Source organism: Streptomyces sp. NPDC043867, assembly GCF_056435845.1.
Genome location: NZ_JBWKDS010000045.1, coordinates 37,521 through 42,630 on the forward strand (window position 1 = coordinate 37,521; position 5,110 = coordinate 42,630).

Here is a 5,110-nt window from a genome sequence, read left to right on the forward strand (position 1 = left end):
GGGGGGGGGGGAGTGGCCGGGGGTGTTGTCCCCCCCCCCCCCCCCCCCCCCACATCCCCCCCCCCCCCCCCCCCCCCCCCCCCCCCCCCCCCGCCGGTGCGTCATCCCTTCACGCAGATGAACTGCTTCAGCTTCGCCACGACCTCGACCAGATCGCGCTGCTGCTCCATCACCTGCTCGATCGGCTTGTACGCGGCCGGGATCTCGTCCACGACGCCGGAGTCCTTGCGGCACTCCACGCCCCGCGTCTGCTCCTCCAGGTCCTTCGCCGTGAAGCGGCGCTTGGCGGCGTTCCGGCTCATCCGCCGGCCCGCGCCGTGCGAGGCCGAGTTGAAGGACTTGTCGTTGCCGAGGCCCTTCACGATGTACGAACCGGTGCCCATGGAACCGGGGATGATCCCGAACTCGCCGGACCCCGCGCGGATCGCACCCTTGCGGGTGACGAGCAGGTCCATGCCGTCGTACCGCTCCTCGCTCACGTAGTTGTGGTGGCAGGAGATCTCCGGCTCGAAGGTCGGCTTCGCCTTCTTGAACTCCTTGCGGACCACGTCCTTCAGGAGCGCCATCATGATCGTGCGGTTGTGCTTGGCGTACTCCTGCGCCCAGAACAGGTCGTTGCGGTACGCCGCCATCTGCGGGGTGTCCGCGACGAAGACCGCGAGGTCACGGTCGACGAGACCCTGGTTGTGCGGGAGTTTCTGCGCGACACCGATGTGGTGCTCGGCCAGCTCCTTGCCGATGTTCCGCGAACCGGAGTGCAGCATCAACCAGACAGAACCGGATGTATCGGTGCAGAGTTCCACAAAGTGATTTCCGGAGCCGAGCGTCCCCATCTGCTTGGTCGCCCGCTCCTGGCGGAACTTCACCGCTTCGGCGACCCCGTCGAAGCGCCCCCAGAAGTCGTCCCACCCGGCCGTCGCCAGGCCGTGGAAGCCGCCGGGCTCGACCGCGGAGTCATGCATCCCGCGGCCCACCGGAATGGCCTGCTCGATCTTCGACCGGAGCCGGGTCAGGTCCCCCGGCAGGTCGTTGGCGGTGAGCGAGGTCCTGACCGCGGACATCCCGCAGCCGATGTCCACCCCCACCGCCGCCGGACACACCGCGTCCCGCATGGCGATGACGGAGCCGACCGTCGCGCCCTTGCCGTAGTGCACGTCCGGCATCACGGCGAGGCCCTTGATCCACGGCAGCGTCGCCACGTTCTGGAGCTGGCGCATTGCGCCGTCCTCGACCGAGGCGGGATCGGCCCACATACGGATGGGAACCTTCGCGCCCGGCACTTCCACGTACGACATATCGTCCTCATTCCCCCGGAAAACCAACAGAAGCCTCAGATCGCAAAACCGGCGCCTAGGTCGACGTTTGGGACAACGGACCAGCGTCCACGGCTGTGCGTGCGATACACATTGTTCCCAGCGGCCGCCCCCGTGCGGCAAGCGAATAACCACAGGACACCGCCCGGCACCGGATCGCGGGCGCCGTCGAGAGGAGTCTGACCGTGCAGCGGAAGGCCTACGTACCGGGCGCCGCCGTGCTCCTCGCGGCACTGCTGGCCGGCTGCACCAGCGGCTCGGACGACGGTGGCACACCCGCCGACTCGAAGGCCGGTGACTCCACCGCGACGACGGCGGCCGCCCAGCCCGGCAGGTACCGCACCCTCCCCGAGCCGTGCGGAGCGATCGGCCACGAGACCCTCGACGCGCTGCTCCCGGGGATCGCCGAGATCACGGACGCGCAGCGGCGCGAGAAGGCGTACGCGGGCGAGGCGACGCTGACGTTCGACACGGACCGCAAGGTCGGCTGCCGTTGGAAGGTTGAGTCGGCGGACGCCACGGACCACCTCCTCGTCGACTTCGAGCGGGTGGTGTCCTACGACAGCGCCGTCAGCGACGACAGCAGGGCCGCGAAGGTCTACGGCGCGCTGGAGGAGGCGGCGGATCTTCCCGAGCCGTCCTCCCCGGACGCGTCCGGCTCCGGATCCACGTCGGAGGACGCCGAGCCGGAGAAGTCCGCGTCCAGAAGTCCCGCGTCGAAGGGCGCCTCGCCGGACGCCCCCTCGTCCGGGAGCTCCGGCGACGAGGACACCGCGACCGGCTCCGCGGACGACACCCCTTCCGGGTCCGCCACGGCGACCGGAACCGCGGGGGCCCTCCCGCCCCGCACGCTCGACGGTCTCGGCGACGAGGCGTTCCTCGACGACGAGCTGAGCGCGGCCGGTTCGACGGTCCGCCAGCGCACGGTGACTGTGGTGTTCCGCACGTCCAACGTGGTCGTGACCATCCGGTACGAGGAGCAGCCGGCCCGGGTGGGCGTCGTCCCGGACAGCGAGGAAATGCAGGACAGGGCCAGGAAACTGGCCGAGAGCCTCGCCGATTCGCTCAACTCCTAGCGTGCGGCGCACGCCCCGCGTCCACCCCGCCGAACTCCGTGAAGCGGGCCGCGCTCCACGCTCACCGCGTACCGTGGCCCCTCGGACCGGACGGTCGCACGACCCATGTGCGTCCGCACCACGAGCGTCATGAGTGAAGGAACCATGCACCGACCAGCACAGCGAGCCCCGCGAGACCAGCGAGTACTGCGACTTCCCCGCATTCTTGTGTGCGCCGCCGCCGTCCCGGTGATGCTCGTCGCCGCCGGCTGTTCCTCGGACTCCGGCTCCGGCGACGACGCGAAGAAGAGTGCCGGGCAGAGCGCGAAGCCGTCGGCGAGCGCCTCGGCGGACGCGATCGAGCCGGCCGCGTACGCGAAGCTGCCCGAGCCGTGCTCGGTGGTGTCGGGGAAGACCCTGGGCGATCTGGTCCCCGAGGCCGGGAAGTCGGGCAGGGAAGGCAAGTCGGACGACCTGTCGGTGCGCGGCAACTGCTACTGGGACAGCTTGGACAGCAACGGTGTGAAGGGCTCGCAGTACCGCTGGCTGAACGTGGCCATGCTGCGTTTCGAGTCGGACGCGCGCGGCGGGGGCGACAAGCTCGCGCACGACTACTACGAGAAGCAGGTCGCGGGCGCGCAGGCGGTGTCCGGGGCGAAGAACACGAAGTCGGAGCCGGTGTCCGGGACGGGCGACGAGGCGACGGCCGTGCGCTACGAGCTGAAGAAGAAGGAAGGCTCGTTCAGGCAGCAGACGGTCGTGACGCGCGTGGAGAACGTCGTCATCACCCTCGACTACAACGGCGCGGGCCTCGCGGGTGACAAGACTCCGGACGCCGCCGGCCTGGTGAAGGACGCGCAGAAGGCGGCCAAGGAGGCGGTGGCCGCGGTGGCCGCCGCGAACGGGGACGGGGGCGGGGCGAGCGCCTCTCCGTCGAAGTCGGCCTCCAAGTCGCCCTCCAGGCCGGCGTCGAAGTCGCCTTCGAAGTCCGCGTCGAAGGCGCCCGGCGAGTCTTCGTCCAAGTCGCCCTCCCCGTCCAGGTCCGTGAGCAAGGCCGCCGCCAGGAAGGCCTGACCAGTCCGGCGACAGGGCGCTGATCCGCTCCCGGTCCGCGATCCGCGTGCCGGCCGCCCCCTGTCGCTCAACTCGTCGGCCGGACGGGCCAGTTGCGGGCGCCCGGACCCTGCGCGGGCCGGGCCCCCGCCGGACCGGCCACCCGTTCGCCGTACACATGTGCCACCCTGTTGCGCGCAACAACACGCTAGGGGAGGGGATCACGGGTGGCCGCGCCACTGGAGCTCACACGGATGCACCGCATTCTCATCGGCGTGGTCGTCGCCGGAGCGGTGGTCATCGCCGGAATCGGCTTCGCCGGTTCGTACGCGGCGGTCCGCGAGCTGGCCCTGCAGAAGGGCTTCGGGAACTTCAGCTACGTCTTCCCGGTCGGCATCGACGCGGGCATCTGTGTGCTGCTCGCCCTCGACCTGCTGCTGACCTGGATCCGCATCCCCTTCCCGCTGCTGCGCCAGACCGCGTGGCTGCTGACGGCGGCGACGATCGCGTTCAACGGCGCGGCGGCCTGGCCCGACCCGCTGGGCACCGGCATGCACGCCGTCATCCCGATCCTGTTCGTGGTGTCGGTGGAGGCCGCCCGCCACGCCATCGGCCGGATCGCGGACATCACCGCCGACAAGCACATGGAGGGCGTCCGGCTCACCCGCTGGCTGCTCTCCCCGCTGCCGACCTTCCTGCTGTGGCGCCGGATGAAGCTGTGGGAGCTGCGCTCCTACGAGCAGGTGATCAAGCTGGAGCAGGAACGTCTCGTCTACCAGGCCCGCCTGCGGTCCCGCTTCGGCCGGGGCTGGCGCCGCAAGGCCCCGGTGGAGTCGCTGATGCCGCTGCGCCTGGCGCGCTACGGCGTCCCGCTCGCCGAGACCGCGCCCGCCGGCCTCGCCGCCGCGGGCATCGAGCCGGTCCTGCTGCCCCCGGCCCCGCAGCGGCCGCAGCAGGACGCCCCGGCCGAGGTGACCGCGGACCGGCCGGCGGTCGCCGCCCCCGCCCTGGAGCCGGCCGCGCCCGAGGACGGGCCGTACCGGCAGCCCGAGGGTGCCCGCAGGAACGGCGGCCGGCCGGACCGCGTACCGGAGCCGGAGCCGGAGGAGAGCCCCTGGTTCGCCGCCCCCGCTCCCACGGAGGTCGTCTACGAGGGCGGATACGACCCCACGTACGTGCCCGAGGAGCAGTACGAGCAGTGGTACGAGGAGCAGCAGTCGCAGCAGTACGAGCCCGGTCCTGAGGAGACGGGCAGCTTCCCGATCCCGTCGGGCCCGGGCCGGACCCGGCAGCTGGGTGAGGGCGGCGGCCCGGACCCGGAGCAGCTGCCGATTCCCGCGCCGCGCGAGGAGCGGTCGCCGCTCACCGACGAGAAGTCCCGCGAGGAGGGCCTCTACCAGGTGTTCCGGCAGTCGATCAACGGCCAGGGGCTGCCCACCAAGGGCGAGTTCGGCAACAACGTCGAGGCCACGTACGGCGTGACCCTCACCGACAGCGAGCTGAAGCGCTACATGAACCGCTTCCAGAACCGCTTCAACGCGGAGCTGGAGGAGGACCACATCGCGTAGGACCGGTATGACGAGAGGGGGGGGCCGGGGGTCCCCCGGCGCCCCCCCTCCTCTTACGGGGGGGTAGGGCCCAAACCACTTTTTCCCCCCTTCCTCGTACACCCCCAGCAAAAGCGTGGGT

The 5,110-nt window shown here is 71.1% G+C and carries 4 protein-coding genes; 3 read left to right on the top strand and 1 reads right to left on the bottom strand.

The window, feature by feature from the left end:
* Window positions 1–101: 101 nt before the first annotated feature.
* Window positions 102–1,295 (bottom strand): RtcB family protein, encoded by a 1,194-nt coding sequence (locus AC069T_RS32410; RefSeq protein ID WP_478786138.1) that lies wholly within the window; start codon window positions 1,293–1,295, stop codon window positions 102–104.
* A 203-nt stretch (window positions 1,296–1,498) separates the two neighbouring features.
* Here AC069T_RS32410 and AC069T_RS32415 point away from each other — a divergent pair, with 203 nt between their 5' ends.
* The 3 genes from AC069T_RS32415 (at window position 1,499) to AC069T_RS32425 (ending at window position 4,989) form a co-directional block, all read left to right on the top strand.
* Window positions 1,499–2,389, top strand: a complete 891-nt coding sequence (locus AC069T_RS32415; RefSeq protein WP_478786139.1) for a DUF3558 domain-containing protein — start codon at window positions 1,499–1,501, stop codon at window positions 2,387–2,389.
* Window positions 2,390–2,533: 144 nt separating this feature from the next.
* Window positions 2,534–3,442 carry a DUF3558 domain-containing protein gene (locus tag AC069T_RS32420; protein WP_478786140.1) on the top strand — a complete coding sequence of 303 codons (909 nt, stop codon included), beginning with the start codon at window positions 2,534–2,536 and terminating at the stop codon, window positions 3,440–3,442.
* 206 nt (window positions 3,443–3,648) lie between these two features.
* Window positions 3,649–4,989, top strand: coding sequence for a DUF2637 domain-containing protein (locus AC069T_RS32425; RefSeq protein ID WP_478786141.1), 1,341 nt, complete (start codon window positions 3,649–3,651; stop codon window positions 4,987–4,989).
* The last annotated feature ends 121 nt before the right edge of the window (window positions 4,990–5,110 follow it).